The sequence below is a fragment of the Acinetobacter sp. ME22 genome, from assembly GCF_022012315.1.
GTDB classification, from domain to species: domain Bacteria; phylum Pseudomonadota; class Gammaproteobacteria; order Pseudomonadales; family Moraxellaceae; genus Acinetobacter; species Acinetobacter brisouii_A.
In genome coordinates, this window is the sequence record NZ_JAKLTL010000003.1 from 117,900 (window position 1) to 137,609 (window position 19,710).

Here is a 19,710-nt window from a genome sequence, read left to right on the forward strand (position 1 = left end):
AATCAACTATTGGTCTGTATAAGGTGTTGCTGTCGCTGTGGAAGGAGAAACTGTGTTTGAATCTACTGCAACAGGTGTCTGCACCGTTGGTGTTGGATTGGATGGGTCAATATTATCAATTAATGTCACAATTTTGGTCACATCTCCTACACGAGATAATACGCCATTTAAATCAGCAATTTCGCCATTATTTAAACGCCCCATGACATAAAGTACGCCACCTTCAGTATGAACCAAGACCTTACTATCTGAAATAACAGGAGATTTAGCAATTAACCCACGTGTGTTTGCTGTCACAGTTGCATCTTGCATAATTGTGGCATAGCTAATTTGATCACCTACAGTAATATAATTATGCACGGATTTGACATCGCTCATAGCTCTGACATTGTCCTCAGCAAGCTGTCTTAAATGTGCATCGGGCACCTCACCCGTCAGCAAAACACTGCTATGGAAACTCTTAATATTGACACGTGACTGTCGAAAACGAGAGTCTAATTTATAAAGATTAATCAGTGCGGTACGCTCAATTGATTTATCAATTACAATTTGACCTAAAGAACGTGCACCACTTTCGGTTCCCACAGGCGTTGTACCTGTTCCCCCTGAAATAAAACTTGCACAACCTGATAAACTTGCAGCACACAACAATGCCAATACAATACGCTTAGACACTCAGAAAAACTCCTTCGTTGCTATTTTCTTCTATATTTCAATAATCTGCTTCACAATCTCGATACAGCTTAAAGAACTCTCAATCCAAAGTAAATGCACCTTCAATCCAGTCCAAATCATAAGTGAGCTGAGAAAAATCTTGCTGTAGCATTTTTGCAATTTGTTGATGTACTTGGATACAAATCACATCAAAACGACAGGAAAATTGCTGATAAAACTCATGCTGTTGTAAGAAATACATCGCTGTACGAATTAATTTACGCTGTTTGGCTTCAATCACACTTTCAGCAGCACAACCAAAACGATCTGAAGCACGTGCCTTAACTTCAACAAAAATCACTGTATCCTGCTTGACCGCAATCAAATCCAATTCACCATAGCGGCAGCAGTAATTACTTGCCAAGATTTGAAAGCCAGCCATGATGAGATGTGTAGCCGCTTGTTGCTCTGCCCAAATCCCCAAAGCATTACTATTTTTCATACGACATGCTCGACTCGACCTAGCACAGTGACTCAGATTGCATGAAAATCAGGTACACTAGACGCTTTAATTGATTGCCTGTTGGAGAATGAAATGAGTGCTCAGTTATTTGTTGTTGCTACCCCAATTGGACACTTAGATGACATGACCTTTCGTGCAATTCAAGTTCTAAAATCAGTCAGCCTGATTGCTGCTGAAGATACTCGCCAATCGGCACAATTGCTCAAACACTTTAATATTGAGACACCGCTTACTGCCTGTCATGATCATAACGAAGCCAATAAAATTCATCAACTCATTGAAAAACTAAAAAATGGTGAAAACCTTGCGCTGATTAGCGATGCAGGAACGCCACTGATTAGCGATCCAGGGTTTAAATTGGTTCGTGCTGCACAAGAACACGGTATTCGTGTAACGCCTGTGCCTGGAGCTTGCGCAGCAATTGCAGCGCTTAGTGCAGTGGGTTTACCGAGTGACCGTTTTAGCTTTGAAGGTTTTTTACCCTCTAAGTCTTCACAGCGTTTGATTCAGCTTGAAAAACTCAAAGATGAAACACAGACCCTTATTTTTTATGAAGCACCACATCGTATTTTAGAATGCGTTAAAGACATGAGAGATGTATTTGGTGCAGAACGTGCGGTTGGGTTTGCTCGCGAAATTACTAAGACTTTTGAAACTATTAAGAAAATGACGCTGGGTGAATTGGTTGAATTTATTGAACGCGATCATAACCAGCAAAAAGGTGAAATTGTACTGGTGATTGGTGGAGCCGCGACTGAAAAAGATCTAAGCCAAGCCAAACTTGATGAATGGCTGAATCGCTTGCTACAAGACGTTTCGGTCAAAGCCGCTGCACAAATTGTGGCTGATCTGACAGGAATGAAAAAGAAAATTGCCTATCAGCGTGCTTTAGAATTAACTCAAGCACAGGAAAACTAAGCTAGAATAAAGTGCTCACTCCAACCAGTGAGCACTCAACCAGAGTAAAGCAATCAAGACCATCATATGCACAAGTTGAATCGGTACAAATGCCAAAGCATATGCCCGTCCTCCAGCAATCACTGCATTGATACTTTTTGCGATGGCATGTACTGCCAACCCCAACATAAATGCCCACAATAAAATAGTGCCTTGTGCTGAACTGGGTTCAGCTTGCAAAACCACAGCCGCCATCGCAGCATGTATCTCAAATAAAGATGCCAGTAATGTTCCTGCCAATAATCCCGCATGACCAAGCAACAATCCCAAACCATAGACCAGCATTTGAATAAGCGTCAAAACTACAGCAATGAGACTGGCTTGCTTTAAACTAAACATGGGCGAATCATAGGTTTGCTCTTCCTCAAGAGTCTGCTGCTGATCGTGCTTACTGCGATGTAATAACAGCATACTGGCAAACACCAAAACCGCTGTTGCAATCACACAAGGCAATGCAATCCACTTAAACCATGCCCAACTACTATTGGCAACAATTAACATCAGTTGAATGAGAGTCGAAACACAAGACATTAGAGCCGCAGCAGCATGACGACTTGGATGAGCCTGCCCCGCCCGAACCTGCATTCCTAAACTGGCAATTGTGGCAGTACTCGAAACAAATCCAGAAGCCAATGCCGAGAAGATCAAAGCTTGCTGATTGGAAAATAAACGCTTTGCTAAATGTGCCAAGGCTTGAACAGCAAGAATCAATACCAATAGTTTTACAATCAGATACGGGTTCAATACAGGTCCCCATAATGGCTGATTGGGCATGAGTGGCAAGGCAATCAGTGCCAATGCCAATAACAGTAAGCCATCACGCAATTCAGCCTCAGTAACCCACTGACTGGCAAGATCGTGCAGATCTTCTTTCGCCCACAAAATAATGGTTACCGTCACAGAAATACTCGCTGCAATCGCAATATTCCACCAACAAAGTGCGCCAATAAAATAGCTCATACAAAAAGCAAGCGCTGTGGTCACACCACGATCTTCAGTTTGTACCCATAGTGCATAGCCCGCTAAACTGCCAATCAGAACTGCACCCACAACTGCAATTTCTAAACCAAACGCAAAACACAAGACACCCAGTAAGGTACTTAAACAAAATGAACGCAGCCCAACAAATGCCTGCTTTTGCTCTTTAGATTGATGTCGCTCACGCTCTAACCCCATCAGTAAGCCACAACCGAGCGCTGCCGCCAAAACGGCAATCCAATCTTGGAAAGTGACTGTTTCATAAAAAGTATGTATCGTTAGACTCATGGCATATCCATATTATTCTTATTGATAAAATGATTATGATGGATTGCCCAATAAAAAAGCACTAGATCAACTAGTGCTTTTTTTAATTTGCTTTAGTCCTCAGCCGTTTCATCTGGTGGAACTTCTGTGATTCTTCCACCACGCGCAAGGAATGCAGCAACTTCATCTTCTAGTGCTTGGCGTTGCTTTTGTTTCGCCGTTACTGTCAAGGTTTCAGCTTCAGCAAGATCAACATCACTGACATTTTCATCAGCGTCACTTGCGCCTTTCTCTGCGGCTTTCGCTTCATCATCATCGACAATAGCATCATCTGCATCGTCGTAATTATTCATTTCGTCCGTCATGACTAACTCCCCAAATTATGCTCTGCGTAAACTGTCATTGCAGCATTTAACAATTAGGGAGAAATGTATCAATCTATTTTGCAATCGCAAAGAGGGTAAATTAAAAAATTCTCAGTTTTTAGACAAAAAAACATCGGCCAGTCACAAAACTGCATAACGGGTCGATTTTAATGCCCCCAATCCACTGGCTTGCTGCATAAATAAATCTTTCGCAAATTCATGTTTTTGAACTTGTTTTAAACCCCAATTTCTTGCCCAAACCAAAGGTGTTAGCTGAGAGCTTTCAAGCCAGCCAATTGCAGACATGCTATGCATCATGGCTTCATTTTGTCCTTTGCGTAAATGAGCATAACGACGTAGCGTTTGCTCATGTGCCCAGACACCACGGGACAAATCATGAAGGAGTACATCACACAGTACAGCAGCATCTAAACAACCAATATTGACCCCTTGCCCTGCTAACGGATGAATCACATGGGCAGCATCACCGATCAAAGCCAGACCTGCTTTGACATAATGTTCAGCCGAACGTGCTTTGAGTGGAAAACTTGCGCGCGGTGTGACCTCAACGACTTCACCCAACATATGCAAACTGGCTTGATTGAGCAATTGCATAAAGTCTGCATCATCAAGTTTTTGATATTCTTCAGCATAATCATCAGGCAAAGTCCAAACAATCGACTGCCAGTCACCCTGCTCTTCAGGTTTCAGACTGCACATTGGTAAATACGCCAATGGGCCTGTCGGCAAGAAAATCTGACGTGCGACATACTCATGTGGCTGTGTGGTCTTAATCGCACAGCTGATTGCAGCTTGATGGTAATCTAAAATATCCAACCCGATCATGGCTTGGTCACGGACAAATGAATTCGCACCATCTGCCCCAATCACCAGCTTAGCTTGCAACATCTCACCATCTGCCAAAGTGATTTGCCAACCTTGGGGAAGCTGTTGTAGATCTGCCACTCGAACTTGAGTCCGATAATCCTGAATCTGTTGCTGCATTTTTTGCTGAATCGCAAGATTCAAGACACTCGGTTCGACCATTGAGCCGAGCCACTGCTCAGCAATTGGAAAACTTGCGCTGGTCTGACCAAAACTAATTTCGCCATAACCATTTTGATTCCAAACCTGCATACCCGTATAAGGCATATGCCGAGCCAATAATTCCCACACACCAACTTTTTGCAACAAATGCATGGTGGCATGGCTTAGTGCTAAAACACGTGGATTCGGCTCAGCTAAAACTCTGTCTGCATCTAAAATGGGTGCTGCATCAAGGACTGTCGCTTGTACGCCGCCTTGTGCCAGTAACAAAGCTGTTAAGCCACCCACCAAACCGCCACCAATAATCACGACATCATATTGACTCATGCTTTTAACCCCATTGCATAACTAGCCACCAAAGGTTTCACCCCTGGAATCACATCAAATGCAATCAGACCTGCATTACGCAAAACTTTTAGTACAGGATTATTGTTACTAAAACCACGCACAACACTGTCACAGAACTTGATCACGCGTTGCTGATCTTTCAAACGGGATTGCTCATAGGCTTTGAGCATCTCTGCATCACCAATATCGTCGGACACTTCAAGCTGATGGCGGATAAAACGCAATAACACATCGGCATCACGCAGACACAGGTTAAAACCTTGCCCTGCGACAGGATGCAAAGTATGTGCAGCATTGCCCATAATCACCACACGACCTACGGCTTGTTGGTGGGCAAGCACTTGCGATAACGGATAGCAGAAACGCTTGCCTGTTTTCTCAAAACGTCCTGCTCGATCACCATAAGTTTGCTGTAAGGCATCAAGGAAATGCTGATCATTTTCCTCACCCAACCACTCATGCTCTGTGCCTTTTTTCACAGGCCAGACTACTGAACGGCGATATTCACCTGGTAAAGGCAATAATGCCAATGGGCCTAAGGGACTAAAACGCTCAAAACCGACGTGTTGATGCGGTTTAGAGGTTTGTACCGTGGTGACAATCGCAACCTGATCATAATCATGCTCATCAACACCCACACCGAGCGCCTGACGGCATAATGAATCACGACCATCGGCAGCGATCAGTAATTTTGAAGTGAATTTAAGTTCTTCTTCGCCGCGTTTTGCCTGAATCGTGACTTGCTCAGTATTTTGGGTTAATGCAGTCACTTGTATGCCATCAATCAATTCAATCAGAGGCTGCTGACTGACTTGAGTCAGTAAAACTCGTCCAAGCCAAGCATTTTCAATGACCTGTCCGAAGCTCTCGACATTTTCCTGTTCAGCCACCAAACGCGCCTTCCCAAAACTGCCTTGCTCGGTGATATGGACTTGCAGAATAGGCGTCGCATGCTGTTGCAACACATCCCACAACCCCAGTTGCTGATAAATCTGCACACTACGACGTGACAAGGCACTATTTCGCGCATCAAAACTCGAGTGATACGGAATTTCCTGTTGCCCTTCAGCAAATTGAGGATATTGAATCGCCTCAAGTAATTTGACTTCAATCTTGGCTTTCGCCAACATCAATGCCAAACTGAGTCCAACCATACCACCACCAACAATAATCACTTGTTGTTGCATCTTTGAACCTCTATTTAGACAAACGCGCTTCAGCCATTAATTTTTCAATATCTGCGATTTCTTTGACTACATCTGAAGTCAGTACACGTGGACCATGTGTTGTAACCACCACATCATCTTCAATACGGATGCCGATACCACGCCATTTTGCATCCACAGTTTCATCATCTGGTGCAATATAAAGCCCAGGTTCAACCGTCACCACCATGCCAGCTTCATAGGCACGCCATTCACCCGCGGTTTTATATGCACCCACATCATGCACATCCATACCCAGCCAGTGACCTGTACCATGCATATAAAATTGACGATACGCTTCGGTTTCTAAAAGCTCATTCAACTCACCTTTGAGTAAGCCTAAATCCAGCAAACCTTCGGTTAGAATTTTGGTTGCAACCGCATGTGGCTCGCGATATGAATTGCCAATTTTAACGGCATCAATTGCAGCATATTGCGATGCCAGAACCACTTCATACAGCGCTTTTTGTTCTGCGGAGAATTTACCATTGACAGGAAATGTTCGGGTAATGTCTGAGGCATAACATTCATATTCACACGCAGCATCAATCAGAACCAAATCACCATCTTTCAGCACTTGATTGTTCTCGACATAGTGCAAAATACAGCCATTCGCACCACCACCAACAATACTGTTATACGATGGCACACAGCCATACTGTCCAAAAATATAGTTGAGTTCTGCTTCAAGCGCATATTCCATCATGTCAGGATGCACAGCTTGCATGGCACGGGTATGTGCCTTGGCACTAATCTTGGAAGCAATCTGCATCAGTTCGATTTCTTGTGTTGATTTAATCAAACGCATTTCATCGACAATTCGATCTAACTGCACGACTTGTGCTGGAGAACCGTGCCCCTGCCGTTGCTGAGCATCGGCTTTTTTCAGCCATTGGCTGACACGGGCATCAAATTCAGTTTGATGACCAATCCGATAATAAAGACGATCTTTATTCAGTAATTTTTCAAGAATTTCTTCATCAAGTAGATCAATCGCATAAGCTTCATCTGCATCATAATCATCTATCGCGCCATCAATACCTGCCCGATATCCATTCCAGATTTCAAGCTCACGGTTTCGCTCACGGCAAAACAAGCTATAACTATATTCATCACCCGACTCAAATGTTTCAATCACCGCAACGGCTTCTGGCTCAGCAAATCCTGTCAAATAAAAGAAGCTGCTATCAGCACGAAACTTATAGTCTGCATCACGATTACGATAAGCCACAGGACTTGTCGCAATAATCGCAATACTATTTGCACCCATTTTCTGTGCCAGTTGCGCACGGCGCTGTTGAAAATCAATTTGAGTCAATTTCATGATGTTCTTCTTTATCAATCTAATAAGGTGATGTACACATCATCCAATTAACTTGGACGATGTGGAGTAAACATTTCTACAACAGTGCTATTTTTTTGCTGTTTCTTTTGCAGCAATGAACTTTCTGAAACTTCAGTTTTTTTACGTCCAATCGATAAGCTCACAGGAATGAGGCGTACAAATTCATACAATTCCTGATAACTAATTTCACCTTCTTCATCATTGTCCGAATCTTCAAACTCGACCGCAGCAACTTCTTGCAAATGCTCAATCAGTTCCATTTCATCTTGACGTAAATGTCCAGATGCCAAACCAAAACCGAGAACAACACCCGCACACCAATCCGCAAGCGCTTGTACACGTTCTTCAAGTACATGGTCATCATCTGGCAGTAAAGGCAAATAGTCGAGTTCATCCTCTGTTAACGCATGCGCTACATCTTCAGCTTCATCTGCTAAAAGTAGCAGTGCATCTTCGTTTAATGTGAGTACATTTAATGTTTCTAAGATTTGTAACCATTCTTCACGGCTAGGCGGCTGGGTCACACAAACTATACCTGTCAACAAGCCATGTAACTCACTCGGGCTTGAAATTTCTTCGATTGAAGAAAAATTACGTTCCCACTCTGACCAACCAGAAATATCGTCTTGCATTCGTTTATCCAATCTCTATACTTCGTATATATTACCTTTGTTTGCAACACTGTGCGACCACGTTATGTTAGAAGAATTAAAGCGCCTTCAGGCACATATTGCGGTAGTGAAAAACCGTTTAGCGCATTTTGAGCGTGAAAATACTTCTCTGCTTGCCTCGAAACAGCAAAGCGATGAACAACATCATGCACATTTGACGCAGAAAAATAGCATCATTACGCAAAAGCAAGATGAAATTGATACATTGCAAGATAGTTTAGGCAACCTGCAATCTCAATATAAACAACTTAACCAAGATGCAACGACCTTGGCTGATCGTTACAATCGTTTGGAAAAAAGTTGTACCGATCTTAAAAATCGTTTTCAGGAAATTTTGAATGAACGCAATGAATTACGCGTTGTCAAAGAAAAACTGCAAAATGATTCTAAACATGCACAGCAGGAAATTGCGGCATTAAAGCAAGAGCAAGAACGTTTGATTCAAAAAAATGAGCAAGCAAAGTCCAAAGTTGAAGCCATCATTCATCGTCTGTCCGTGCTAGGGACAGAACAAGATCAATACACCCAAGAAATTCAGCAGCTTGCCCATCCTACTGAACAAAATGAGGAAAATTCACATGAGTGAGGCCGTCACTGTCGAGTTACGCATGATTGAGCAGGTTTTTCGCTTAGCCACTACAGTCGAAAAAAAGCCAGATTTAGAAAAAGCGGCTGAACTACTCAATGAAAAATTTCAAGAATTTCGCCGTAATGCACCACGAGTTGAACATAACAAATTGGTCATTATGGTGGCATTAGAATTAATGCAAGAAGTCTTGGCTCTCAACAAATCTCTGCAAGAATATACGCATTGTGAGCGAATCATGAGTAGTTTACTTGCAGAAGTTGAAGAGATGACGAAATAACCGCACAAATCAGCAACACTTGAAAAATAACTTAACAATGCGCTCATCGAAGCGATTTGCATCCTGTTTGTTATTGGTTATACTGTCTATAGTCTCTGAGATGTTCGCCAGCGGGTCGAATTCCCCTGAGCCGATACTTTTACTTTAGGATTGCGTTCTGCGTATTTAGAGCGTATGCCTACCTTGAGTAGGACACCCAGCAAGTATGCGTCGCGTCCACCTTGAACTTTAGGGTTCAAGGGTAACGACATGCAGCGGCATCTTCGGAGTACTCTTTTACTATTGCAGTAAACATAAATAAGCTGAATTTCTCCTATCCAGCTTTCTTTAATTCTTATTCCCAGTCTTTCCAGTTTTGCATCGCCTTCCAGATATGAATCGCGTCAACGGTTGCTTTCACATCATGTGCTCGCACCATGCATGCACCTTGCTGAATAGAAAGCAAATGGGCTGTTACACTCCCAACAGCACGTGCTTTTGCATCTACCTCATCCACAACAGCGCCAATAAAACGTTTCCGAGATAACGCCGACAAAATTGGATAGCCCAACTCATTCAACTTCCATAGCTCATTGAGTAGTTGTAAGTTATGCGCTGTATTTTTAGCAAAGCCAAAGCCTGGATCAATCAGAATATTTTCCGCTGCAATGCCTGCTTGTTGTGCCAAATCAATTTTTTGTCTTAATTCTATGATAACTTCAAGCGTAACATGCTCATAATTTGCCAACTGATTCATTGTGGTTGGCTCACCACGCATATGCATCAAGATCACAGGAACTTGAAGTTCTGCTGCTGTTTCTAATGCTTTTGGACGGGTTAGCGCTCTAACATCATTCCAGATATGAGCGCCTGCATGTACTGCTTGACGCATCACCTCAGGTTGACTGGTGTCAATCGACAAAATCACATCTTGGTCAGATAGTGCTTCAACCACAGGAATGACACGTGCCAACTCTTCTTCAACCGTAACTTCCGCTGCACCTGGACGTGTAGATTCTCCACCAATATCAATCACGGTCGCACCATCAGCGATCATTTGGATGGCATAATCTACAGCTTGTTGTTTGGAATTATGCAAACCACCATCACTAAATGAGTCAGGAGTTACATTCAAAATTCCCATTACATGTGGTTGTGATAAATCTAGAAACTTTGATCCACAGTTGAGTTGACGTCGTGGCAAAGAAACGTATTGCATAACCTGATCCTAAAAAATTTTCATTAGTTTAAAATAAAAAAGAGCCACCGAAGTGACTCTTTTAATGATCAGCTCATCGCAGGTAATGGCGGAGGCGTCGATGGACCATCTTTTGGCGGTTCTAAATCAGAAACAGGATTTTCTGCAACGTAAACTTTTGGTGGACGTGGTTCACGTCCTTCCATAATGTCTAGCACTTGCTCACGATCAATCGTTTCCCATTCCATCAATGCTTTAACCATCACATGAGCTTTTTCTTTATTATTTTCAAGAATATCCCATGCAACTTTATATTGCTCATCAAGAATACGACGAACTTCTGTATCAACTTGTTGTTGTGTTGCCTCAGAAATTGTACGGCTACCAATACTGCCTAAGAATGATTGCTGGCTATCATCTTCATAGACCATAACACCCATTTTGTCAGACATACCGTATTTGGTCACCATAGCCCGTGCAATTTTAGTTGCACGTTCAAAGTCATTTGACGCACCTGTAGACTGCTGGTTAATAAAGATCTCTTCAGCAATACGACCGCCAAACAAAATTGAAATTTCATTAAGCATTTTGTGCTTGTAATTACTGATTTGATCTTGCTCAGGTAACTGCCAAGTGACACCTAATGCCCAACCACGCGGCATAATCGTAACTTTATGCACAGGATCAGTTCCTGGTAGAACTTCTGCCACAATTGCATGACCAGACTCATGATAAGCTGTCGCACGACGCTCTTCATCACGAATGATCATGGATTTACGTTCAGGTCCCATATAAATCTTGTCTTTAGCATCTTCAAAATCGTGCATATCGACCGTATTTTTATTACGGCGCGCTGCAAATAAAGCTGCTTCATTCACAAGGTTTGCCAATTGAGCACCCGAGAATCCTGGTGTACCACGCGCAAGAACTTTTACATCGACACCAGTAACAGATGGCAATTTACGTAAATGCACATTCAGAATTTGTTCGCGACCTTTAATGTCTGGCAAACCAACCATCACCTGACGGTCAAAACGACCTGGACGAAGTAATGCTTTATCAAGAACATCTGCACGGTTTGTCGCCGCAATCACGATAATTCCTTCATTGCCTTCAAAACCATCCATTTCAACCAGCATCTGGTTCAAAGTCTGTTCACGCTCGTCATGACCACCACCTGTACCTGAACCTCGATGGCGACCTACTGCATCAATCTCGTCAATAAAGATGATACATGGCGCATGACGTTTGGCTTGTTCAAACATGTCACGAACACGCGAAGCACCAACACCTACAAACATTTCAACAAAATCAGAACCCGAAATACTGAAGAAAGGGACTTTTGCTTCACCCGCAATCGCCTTGGCAAGTAAAGTTTTACCTGTACCTGGAGGACCAACCATCAAAACGCCTTTAGGAATAGATGCACCTAAACGTTTAAACTTAGCAGGATCTTTCAAGAAATCTACAATTTCAACAACTTCTTGTTTCGCTTCATCACAGCCTGCAACATCGGCAAATGTGACTTTGATTTGATCTTCAGCAAGCATTTTGGCTTTTGACTTACCAAAACTCATTGGTCCGTTTTTACCGCCTGCTCCACCACCCATGTTACGCATAAAGAACATAAATAGCAGAATAATCAAAAGCACTGGGAAACTTGCGATGAGTAGTTGCATCAAAACACCTTGACGTTGTGGTGCAGTACCTTCAACCACAACATTGTTTTTGATCAAACTCGGCATAAGTTCAGGGTCTTGAACCGCAGGGCGAATACTTTCAAAATCTGAACCATTCTTTTTTTCGCCAGTGATTTTTTCGCCATCGATAGTGACTTGTTTAATTTGACCTGCATTTACCGCAGCAACAAACTCTGAATAGTTCATTTCTGACGGTTTCTTGTGATCACCGAGATTGCTGAAAATTAATATCAGTACTCCAAGTATCACCAGCCACAACAAGGCGTTTTTGAAGAGATCGCTCAAAGCTTTATTCCCATATCATCAATCTAATTTAATCATGCCCTATTTCTAGGATGATTTATTCTCAAACAAGCGAGTCGTCACACTCAAGTTACTTCAAATTGTACAACATGCACAATTTTTATCGACTTGGCAAGTCAACTTTATTGCGATGTCTTCTTACGACCCTGCCCAATCAGAAAAACTTCTTTTGAACGTGCGCGAGACGCTGCTGGTTTCGCTGTTTTCAATACATCAAAACTGTCAACAACCTGTTTACGAAACTCATCAAACCCTGTGCCTTGGAAAACTTTTACAACAAATTGCCCTTTAGGTCCTAAAACTTTTTGAGCAAAATCGAGTGCCAATTCACATAAATAGATTTGACGTGGTTGATCAACAGCCCTATTACCTGATGTATTGGGGGCCATATCTGAAATTACAACGTCAACCTGACGCCCATTTAAAATATTTAACAATTTTTCGAAAACTTCCTGCTCTCTGAAGTCACCCTGTAAAAAAGTAACATCTGGGAGCGCATCCATTTCCAAAATATCAGAAGCGATCACTAAACCTTTTCCCCCAACAAGTTGACCTGCAATTTGTGACCAGCTTCCTGGAGCTGCTCCCAAATCAACAACGGTCATGCCGGGTTTAATCAGTTTGTATTTGTCTTGGATTTCAAGAAGCTTATATGCAGCACGCGCACGATAGCCTTCCTTTTGTGCTTTTTTCACAAAGGGATCGTCTAAATGTTCTCTCATCCACGCACGACTACTTTTAGACAGTTTTTGGTTGGTAATGCGTGTTGCCATAATCATCTATATTTAAAAACATCAATCTTGTATTGTACGAAAAAAACGTTGTACTTGCAGTATACATCTGTGCAGAAACACATGAGTTTTTTTGATGCTACTTATCGTTAATTTACCACTTGTTGATTTTTTAAATTGAGCCAAAATAAAAACACTGATCTTCAATTTATGCTGATCAAGCGACTGACACAAACAATCTAACATACTTTTTCAAAAAATTAATCATCAAAAAATATGTATTTATGTGATTATAACTAAGTTTTTTATACGGTTCTGCTTGTGATTTGCTATACTACTGCGCTTTTCAAAAATTAGGTTTATTTCATGGCAACATTATCTATTCAAGAACGCAAACGACTTCGCCAAATTGGTCATGCGCTTAACCCTGTCGTGATGGTGGGTGGTTCTGGCCTTACTGATAGCGTGATTGAAGAAGCCGTTCGCGCTTTAACAGATCACGAACTTATTAAAGTTAAAGTGGCAGGTGAAGACCGTGATGCACGTGCAGAAGTTATCGATGCTTTAGCACAAGCGACCCAAGCAGAAGTTGTACAAAAGATTGGTAAAATTGCTTTGCTTTATAAAAAGGCAGCAAAACAAAATCAAAAACTATCAAACCTTGTTCGTCACGCGCATTTAGCAAACTAAGAGTCCTGTATGGCAAGTTACGAGCTGCAAGCTTTTCAGCGCTTTCATGATATTTCATTGGTTGGCGCTATTGAGTACCAAGCACCTTATACGCTTAACCTTGGTTTTTGGCTGCGTGACCCTTTACAATTGATTCAATGGCCAAGTCTATGTGCAGCACATCCTCGACAAGATTTTCTATGGGAAAAGACCTGTTTTGAGCTGTTTATTGGGGTTAAACATGAAGATTTTTATCGTGAAATAAACCTATCTCCATCCCAAGCTTGGCAAGTTTATCAATTTGAAGAATATCGCTATCCTGAAAGTATGCCTCCACAACTTGCACAAGATATTGAACTGTTAAACTTGCAGCGCACCCATTACGGACTTAATGCAACACTCGATTTGAGTCAATTTATGCAACAGCATCGACTCAAATGGCATGACCTGTTTATGGGAATGACAGCAGTTCTTGATACAACTCAAGGCATGCATTTTTATGCAATGCAACATAGCAGCCCTGAAGCAGACTTTCACAACAAACGTGACTGGCTTCATCATTTCTAAGTATAAAAAAACGGGCAAATTTGCCCGTTTTTTTATAAGTAAAGTGATCTCACTTTACTTCTTCAGTTTCTTTCTCTGGCTTTTCTTCCACCTTTTTGTCTTCTGAATCTTTCACTTTATGCCATGCCTCTACCGCATTGGTTTTGGTACGGTGCAGCGTTTCTGTCACATGTTCTTTGTGTTTTGCAGAAAATTGAGAAACGTCTTCTTTTACTTCTTTACTAATCTTCGAAAATTCTTCAACAATCGAGGCAAATTCGATTTTGACAACTTCTTTGAGTTCAATTAAATCATCTTGCGACAAAGTAAATTTGTCACGAAAATCATTAAAATGAAGTAAGAAATCTTCTTTTAATTTCTTGACTTGCTCTTGAAAAGAAGCGCTTGCATCTTTAGCTTCAGATTGAATTTCAGTCGCCTGTTCCGCAGCCTTTTCTTTCACCTCTTCAAATTTTGCTTCAGCTGCTTCAACTTTCTTTTCAACCTTAGGCTTCACCTCTGTTGCGGCTTGCTCAAGCTGTTCTGTTTTTTCTTGTAGAGTCGTTTTTGTCGCCATGAGTGCGCTCCTTATTTATACAAAATCAATTGCAGTATTGCTGTTACCCAATCTACCAAAGCGATGTTTTTTTAAACATAAAATTGTCGGACAATTAACGAATTCTCACATAATGACATTGCTTTTTTGCAGTTCACTACAAATCCTGAGCACAGTGCTTTTGTCTGATTGATTATTTATAAATAACGTGGACTTTCTTTGCCTATATGCGTACAATACGTTTTTAAGTTACAAGCGAGCAGACCAAAGGAGGGCATGTTTTTAGGCAGCCATCTTTTTTATGTCTACTCGCTTTTTTACAGCTTAAAATTCAGGAGCTTTGGTTTGAGCACCCCCGCCATTTTAGCCCTCGCAGATGGAACTATCTTTAAAGGTACCTCTATCGGCGCTACGGGATGTACGACTGGTGAAGTCGTTTTTAATACTGCCATGACTGGCTATCAAGAAATTCTTACTGACCCAAGTTATGCACAACAACTTGTGACATTAACTTATCCGCATATCGGAAATACAGGTTGTAACGCAGAAGATTCTGAATCAGGTCGTATCCATAAAGTATGGGCGAACGGTTTAATCATCCGCGATCTTCCATTACTTCACAGTAATTTCCGTGCAGAACAATCTTTAGGTGAATATCTTGCACAGCATAATGTTGTTGCAATTGCTGACATTGATACCCGTAAATTGACACGTATTTTACGTGAAAAAGGTGCACAAAACGGCTGTATCCTTGCTGGTGAAAACATCACTGAAGAGCAAGCTTTAGAAAAAGCACGTGAATTTGGCGGTCTCAATGGTTTAGACCTTGCTAAAGAATGTTGCGATCCTGAAGGCTTTGAATGGACTGAAGGTTCATGGGCTTTAGGTCAAGGCTTTGCACAACCTGAATTTAAATATCATGTCGTTGCATATGACTACGGTGTCAAAACCAACATCTTACGTATGCTCGCAGACCGCGGTTGTAAGTTGACTGTTGTACCTGCGCAGACTCCTGCTGAGAAAGTTCTCGCATTAAATCCTGATGGCGTATTTTTGTCGAACGGTCCTGGTGACCCAGCGGCATGTGACTACGCAATTGAAGCTGTAAAAACTATCGTTGAAACTACAACTTTACCTGTATTTGGTATTTGTTTAGGTCATCAAATCCTTGCTCTCGCTTCTGGTGCAAAAACCATCAAAATGAGCCATGGTCACCACGGTGCAAACCATCCTGTACAAAACCTTGAAACAGGTACAGTGATGATTACATCACAAAACCACGGTTTCGCAGTGGATGCAGATACTCTTCCAGCGAACTTAAAAGCAACACATAAATCGTTGTTTGATGGCACGCTACAAGGTATCCACCGCACAGACAAACCAGCGTTTAGCTTCCAAGGTCATCCTGAAGCAAGCCCAGGTCCACATGACTGTGCCCCACTGTTCGATCATTTCATCGAACTTATTGAAGCCGCTAAGAAGTAATTAAGGAGCGAATAATGCCTAAACGTACGGATATTAAAAGCATCTTAATTATTGGTGCTGGTCCTATTGTGATTGGTCAAGCCTGTGAGTTTGACTACTCTGGTGCACAAGCCTGTAAAGCACTTCGTGAAGAAGGCTACCGCGTTATTTTGGTGAACTCTAACCCAGCGACCATTATGACCGACCCTTCAATGGCGGATGCAACTTACATCGAGCCAATCACTTGGCAAACTGTTGCACAAATCATTGAGAAAGAGCGCCCAGATGCCGTTCTTCCTACAATGGGTGGTCAAACAGCATTGAACTGTGCGCTTGCGCTTGATGAACACGGTATTTTAGAAAAATACAATGTTGAATTGATCGGTGCGACCAAAGACGCGATTGAAAAAGCTGAAGACCGTAAACTGTTTGACATCGCCATGCGTAAAATCGGACTTGAATGTCCTCGCGCTGACGTTGCAGAAAGCATGGAACATGCTTTAGAAATTCAAGCACGTTTCGGTTTCCCTGTAATCATTCGTCCATCCTTCACGATGGGTGGTTCAGGCGGTGGTATTGCGTATAACAAAGAAGAATTCATCGAAATTTGTGAACGCGGTTTCGACCTTTCTCCAACCAAACAATTATTGATCGATGAATCTCTAATTGGTTGGAAAGAGTACGAAATGGAAGTTGTTCGTGACAAAAACGACAACTGTATCATTGTTTGTGCGATTGAAAACTTTGACCCAATGGGCGTACATACAGGTGACTCAATCACTGTTGCCCCTGCGCAAACATTGACTGATAAAGAATATCAAATCATGCGTAATGCATCGATTGCTGTTCTTCGTGAGATCGGTGTTGAAACGGGTGGTTCAAACGTTCAGTTCGGTATTAACCCGAAAGATGGTCGTATGGTTGTAATCGAGATGAACCCTCGTGTTTCTCGTTCATCTGCACTTGCATCTAAAGCAACGGGTTTCCCGATTGCAAAAATCGCGGCGAAATTGGCTGTTGGTTATACCCTTGATGAACTTAAAAATGACATCACTGGCGGTGTAACACCTGCGTCATTCGAACCCGCAATCGACTATGTTGTGACCAAAATTCCACGTTTCAACTTTGAGAAATTCCCTCAAGCTGAACCTGTATTGACCACACAGATGAAATCTGTGGGTGAAGTCATGGCGATTGGCCGTAACTTCCAAGAATCAGTACAAAAAGCGCTTCGTGGTCTTGAAGTTGGCGTTTGTGGTTTTGACGAACAAATCGCTGTAGGTACTGAAGGCGCGAAAGATAAGATCTTAAAAGAACTTAAAGTTCCAGGTCCTGAGCGTATTTGGTATGTTGCTGATGCCTTCCGTCACGGCTTTAGCCTTGATGACGTGTTTGAAGCGACTAAGATTGACCGTTGGTTCTTGATTCAAATCGAAGACATCATCAAAACTGAAGCTCAAGTAAAAGCTTTAGGCTTTGGCGACTTGACTGCTGACAATATCCGTTCATTCAAACGTAAAGGTTTATCTGACCTTCGCATTGCGAACTTGATGGGTATTTCACAAAAACAATTCCGTAAGCACCGTTGGAACTTGGGCGTTTACCCAGTTTACAAACGTGTTGATACTTGTGCAGCAGAATTCGAATCTGGCACTGCCTACATGTACTCAACTTACGATGAAGAATGTGAAGCAAATCCTTCAGCGAAAGACAAGATCATGGTGATCGGCGGTGGTCCAAACCGTATCGGCCAAGGTATCGAATTTGACTACTGCTGTGTACACGCTGCGCTTGCAATGCGTGATGACGGTTATGAAACAATCATGGTAAACTGTAACCCTGAAACTGTTTCTACCGACTATGACACTTCAGATCGTTTGTACTTCGAACCAATTACTTTGGAAGATGTCCTTGAAATCGTACGTACTGAAAAGCCAAAAGGCATTATCGTACAGTATGGTGGTCAAACGCCGCTTAAATTGGCTCGTGCTTTAGAAGAAGCAGGTGCACCAATTATTGGTACATCTCCAGATGCGATTGACCGTGCAGAAGACCGTGAACGTTTCCAGCAAATGATTCAACGCCTGCAATTACGTCAGCCAAACAACAGCATCGTAAAATCTGCTGAAGAAGGTATTTCTGAAGCTGCGAAAGTGGGTTATCCGCTCGTTGTTCGTCCATCTTATGTATTGGGTGGTCGTGCAATGGAAATCGTATATAACGAAGATGAGTTAAAACGCTACCTTCGTGAAGCGGTTCAAGCCTCTAACGAAGCGCCTGTACTTCTTGACCATTTCTTGGATTCAGCCATCGAAGTTGACGTTGACTGCGTATCTGACGGTAAAGATGTGGTGATTGGCGGGATCATGCAGCACATCGAACAAGCGGGTATTCACTCTGGTGACTCTGCATGTTCGATTCCTCCATACTCACTTTCTCAAGAAATCCAAGACGAAATGCGCCGTCAAACTGTAGCTATGGCGAAAGAGCTTGGCGTGATCGGTTTGATGAACGTACAGTTTGCGGTTAAAGGCAACGACATTTACATTCTTGAAGTGAACCCACGTGCATCACGTACTGTTCCATTCGTATCGAAGTGTATCGGTGAATCTCTAGCGAAAGTAGCTGCTCGTTGTATGGCTGGTCAGTCTTTAGAATCTCAAGGTTTCACCAAAGAGATTATTCCGACTCACTTTGCTGTCAAAGAAGCAGTATTCCCATTTGCTAAATTCCCTGGTGTTGATCCAATGCTTGGACCTGAGATGAAATCTACAGGCGAAGTAATGGGCGTTGGTAAATCTTTTGGTGAAGCATTCTATAAAGCTGTTTTAGGCTCAAATGAGCGCTTACCAGGCTTACCAACTGAAGGCGAAGTTAAACATGCTTTCTTGTCTGTTCGTGATTCAGACAAAGAACACGTGGTTGATATTGCAAAACGCCTTGCTGAATACGGTTTCAAACTGGTTGCAACCTCTGGTACTCACAAAGTACTGAGCGATGCTGGTCTTGAATGCGAACGCGTGAATAAAGTCACCGAAGGCCGTCCACACATTGTAGACCGCTTGAAAAATGGCGAAATACACCTTATTGTCAATACCACTGAGGGCAAACGTGCTCAATATGACTCAGCCATGATTCGTCGTGCTGCGCTACAAGGTAAAGTGTATTACACCACCACTATTAATGGTGCTGAAGCAGTTTGCCAAGCCTTTGCGATTCAATTACCAATGGATGTATATCGCTTGCAAGACTTGCAAAACTAATTCCTGATCTGATAAGTCCCGTCACCTTATCGGTGGCGGGATTTTTCTTTTTTTTAAACGATATAATCCCATTTC

Annotated in this window: 19 protein-coding genes and 1 other RNA gene; 8 read left to right on the forward strand and 12 right to left on the reverse strand. The window is 42.3% G+C overall.

Features of this window, described 5'->3' with window-relative positions:
- Positions 1 to 6: 6 nt before the first annotated feature.
- Together LVY74_RS05545 and LVY74_RS05550 are read right to left on the reverse strand one after the other, a co-directional pair.
- Complete coding sequence (locus LVY74_RS05545) at positions 7 to 675, reverse strand: BON domain-containing protein (RefSeq protein WP_151777921.1); 669 nt, start codon at positions 673 to 675, stop codon at positions 7 to 9.
- A 79-nt stretch (positions 676 to 754) separates the two neighbouring features.
- Positions 755 to 1,156 carry a YraN family protein gene (locus LVY74_RS05550; protein ID WP_151708757.1) on the reverse strand — a complete coding sequence of 134 codons (402 nt, stop codon included), beginning with the start codon at positions 1,154 to 1,156 and terminating at the stop codon, positions 755 to 757.
- A gap of 93 nt (positions 1,157 to 1,249) precedes the next feature.
- Between LVY74_RS05550 and rsmI the strand changes: the two genes are divergently transcribed.
- On the forward strand, positions 1,250 to 2,095 hold the full coding sequence (gene rsmI, locus LVY74_RS05555; protein WP_237814196.1) for a 16S rRNA (cytidine(1402)-2'-O)-methyltransferase: 846 nt from the start codon (positions 1,250 to 1,252) through the stop codon (positions 2,093 to 2,095).
- A 15-nt stretch (positions 2,096 to 2,110) separates the two neighbouring features.
- Here the strand turns inward: rsmI and LVY74_RS05560 are convergent, their stop codons facing one another.
- The 6 genes from LVY74_RS05560 to LVY74_RS05585 all read right to left on the reverse strand — a co-directional run bounded on the left by LVY74_RS05560 (position 2,111) and on the right by LVY74_RS05585 (position 8,321).
- Complete coding sequence (locus LVY74_RS05560) at positions 2,111 to 3,400, reverse strand: MgtC/SapB family protein (RefSeq protein ID WP_237814197.1); 1,290 nt, start codon at positions 3,398 to 3,400, stop codon at positions 2,111 to 2,113.
- 92 nt (positions 3,401 to 3,492) lie between these two features.
- Positions 3,493 to 3,744 (reverse strand): hypothetical protein, encoded by a 252-nt coding sequence (locus LVY74_RS05565; RefSeq protein ID WP_237814198.1) that lies wholly within the window; start codon positions 3,742 to 3,744, stop codon positions 3,493 to 3,495.
- Between the two features lie 141 nt (positions 3,745 to 3,885).
- A complete protein-coding gene (locus LVY74_RS05570; protein ID WP_237814199.1) occupies positions 3,886 to 5,118 on the reverse strand; it encodes an FAD-dependent monooxygenase in 1,233 nt (410 codons plus the stop codon).
- Positions 5,115 to 6,326 carry a 2-octaprenyl-6-methoxyphenyl hydroxylase gene (ubiH, locus tag LVY74_RS05575; protein ID WP_237814200.1) on the reverse strand — a complete coding sequence of 404 codons (1,212 nt, stop codon included), beginning with the start codon at positions 6,324 to 6,326 and terminating at the stop codon, positions 5,115 to 5,117. Before ubiH ends, LVY74_RS05570 begins: the two co-directional genes overlap by 4 nt.
- Positions 6,327 to 6,336: 10 nt before the next feature.
- Positions 6,337 to 7,668 carry a Xaa-Pro aminopeptidase gene (gene pepP, locus LVY74_RS05580; RefSeq protein WP_237814201.1) on the reverse strand — a complete coding sequence of 444 codons (1,332 nt, stop codon included), beginning with the start codon at positions 7,666 to 7,668 and terminating at the stop codon, positions 6,337 to 6,339.
- 47 nt (positions 7,669 to 7,715) lie between these two features.
- Positions 7,716 to 8,321, reverse strand: coding sequence for a UPF0149 family protein (locus LVY74_RS05585; protein ID WP_237814202.1), 606 nt, complete (start codon positions 8,319 to 8,321; stop codon positions 7,716 to 7,718).
- Positions 8,322 to 8,385: 64 nt separating this feature from the next.
- On the opposite strand from LVY74_RS05585, the gene LVY74_RS05590 reads away from it, so the two are divergent.
- The 3 genes from LVY74_RS05590 to ssrS all read left to right on the forward strand — a co-directional run bounded on the left by LVY74_RS05590 (position 8,386) and on the right by ssrS (position 9,500).
- Positions 8,386 to 8,946 carry a hypothetical protein gene (locus tag LVY74_RS05590; protein ID WP_151777926.1) on the forward strand — a complete coding sequence of 187 codons (561 nt, stop codon included), beginning with the start codon at positions 8,386 to 8,388 and terminating at the stop codon, positions 8,944 to 8,946.
- Positions 8,939 to 9,226: a cell division protein ZapA gene (gene zapA / locus LVY74_RS05595; RefSeq protein WP_151708749.1), complete on the forward strand. Its 288-nt coding sequence runs from the start codon at positions 8,939 to 8,941 to the stop codon at positions 9,224 to 9,226. Before LVY74_RS05590 ends, zapA begins: the two co-directional genes overlap by 8 nt.
- 89 nt (positions 9,227 to 9,315) lie before the next feature.
- A non-coding RNA gene (gene ssrS, locus LVY74_RS05600) (6S RNA) lies at positions 9,316 to 9,500 on the forward strand.
- A 60-nt stretch (positions 9,501 to 9,560) separates the two neighbouring features.
- Here the strand turns inward: ssrS and folP are convergent.
- From folP to rlmE, 3 genes are all read right to left on the reverse strand, one after another.
- Positions 9,561 to 10,424 (reverse strand): dihydropteroate synthase, encoded by an 864-nt coding sequence (gene folP / locus LVY74_RS05605; protein ID WP_237814203.1) that lies wholly within the window; start codon positions 10,422 to 10,424, stop codon positions 9,561 to 9,563.
- 68 nt (positions 10,425 to 10,492) lie between these two features.
- Positions 10,493 to 12,388 carry an ATP-dependent zinc metalloprotease FtsH gene (gene ftsH, locus LVY74_RS05610; protein WP_151778508.1) on the reverse strand — a complete coding sequence of 632 codons (1,896 nt, stop codon included), beginning with the start codon at positions 12,386 to 12,388 and terminating at the stop codon, positions 10,493 to 10,495.
- Positions 12,389 to 12,528: 140 nt separating this feature from the next.
- On the reverse strand, positions 12,529 to 13,179 hold the full coding sequence (gene rlmE / locus LVY74_RS05615) for a 23S rRNA (uridine(2552)-2'-O)-methyltransferase RlmE (RefSeq protein WP_237814204.1): 651 nt from the start codon (positions 13,177 to 13,179) through the stop codon (positions 12,529 to 12,531).
- 324 nt (positions 13,180 to 13,503) lie between these two features.
- Between rlmE and yhbY the strand changes: the two genes are divergently transcribed.
- Positions 13,504 to 13,827, forward strand: a complete 324-nt coding sequence (yhbY, locus tag LVY74_RS05620) for a ribosome assembly RNA-binding protein YhbY (protein WP_237814205.1) — start codon at positions 13,504 to 13,506, stop codon at positions 13,825 to 13,827.
- A gap of 9 nt (positions 13,828 to 13,836) precedes the next feature.
- Positions 13,837 to 14,373: a DOMON-like domain-containing protein gene (locus LVY74_RS05625; protein ID WP_151777402.1), complete on the forward strand. Its 537-nt coding sequence runs from the start codon at positions 13,837 to 13,839 to the stop codon at positions 14,371 to 14,373.
- A 49-nt stretch (positions 14,374 to 14,422) separates the two neighbouring features.
- On the opposite strand, the gene LVY74_RS05630 is transcribed toward LVY74_RS05625, so the two are convergent.
- Entirely contained in the window at positions 14,423 to 14,929 is a 507-nt protein-coding gene (locus tag LVY74_RS05630; RefSeq protein ID WP_237814206.1) for a hypothetical protein, read from the reverse strand.
- Positions 14,930 to 15,253: 324 nt separating this feature from the next.
- Between LVY74_RS05630 and carA the strand changes: the two genes are divergently transcribed.
- Positions 15,254 to 16,393: a glutamine-hydrolyzing carbamoyl-phosphate synthase small subunit gene (carA, locus tag LVY74_RS05635; protein WP_151708742.1), complete on the forward strand. Its 1,140-nt coding sequence runs from the start codon at positions 15,254 to 15,256 to the stop codon at positions 16,391 to 16,393.
- A 14-nt stretch (positions 16,394 to 16,407) separates the two neighbouring features.
- Positions 16,408 to 19,635, forward strand: coding sequence for a carbamoyl-phosphate synthase large subunit (gene carB / locus LVY74_RS05640; RefSeq protein ID WP_237814207.1), 3,228 nt, complete (start codon positions 16,408 to 16,410; stop codon positions 19,633 to 19,635).
- Positions 19,636 to 19,710: the final 75 nt, after the last annotated feature.